Here is an 804-nt window from a genome sequence, read left to right on the forward strand (position 1 = left end):
CGCGACGATCTCGTCGAAGTCGTCATCGATCCGATGAAACTGTCTTCCTACGGGCTGCAGCTCGAGCAGCTGATCGGTGCGGTCGGCGATTCCAACAGTCTTGTCGCCGCCGGCAACATCGAAGGGTCCGAGGGCAAATACGCCGTCAAGGTGCCGTCGCTGATCGAGACGCCGGAGGACGTGGCGTCGCTTCCGGTCGTCGCCGGCCCCAATGCCGTGGTACAGGCCAAGGATATCGCCACCGTCCGCTCCACCTTCAAGGACGCTGAGACGGTAACCCGTCTCGACGGCAAGCCGGCGATCGCCATCGAGGTGAAGAAGCGCATCGGCTCCAACCTGATCGACACGATCGCCCAGGTGAGGACCGTGTCCGATGCCTTCATAAAGACCATGCCGGAAGGCATGCACGTCACCTACACGCAGGACAAATCGGTCTTCGTCAACCAGTTGCTCGGCGATCTGCAGAACCACGTCATGATCGCCGTGATCCTGGTGTTCATCGTCATTCTCTATGCACTGTCGGGCCGTGCCTCGCTGCTGATCGGACTGGCCATTCCATCGTCCTTCCTGATCGGCATCCTGCTGTTGGCCATGATGGGCTACACGATCAACATGATCGTGCTGTTCAGCCTCATCCTGGCGGTCGGCATGCTGGTCGACGACGCCATCATCGTCACCGAATTCGCCGAGCGGCGGATGAGCGAAGGCATGCCTAAGGCAGAGGCGTTCGCGCTTGCCGCCAAGCGCATGGCCGGTCCGGTCATCGCCGCGACGATGACGCGCATCGCCGCCTTTTCGCCGCTG

General features: G+C 61.7%; 1 protein-coding gene. It reads left to right on the forward strand.

Annotated elements, in window-relative coordinates; genetic code table 11:
- Positions 1-804, forward strand: an 804-nt coding sequence (locus tag AC0L3L_RS36385; protein ID WP_473642193.1) for an efflux RND transporter permease subunit, incomplete at both ends; no start/stop codon positions are given.

It is taken from the genome of Mesorhizobium sp. WSM4849, assembly GCF_055811385.1.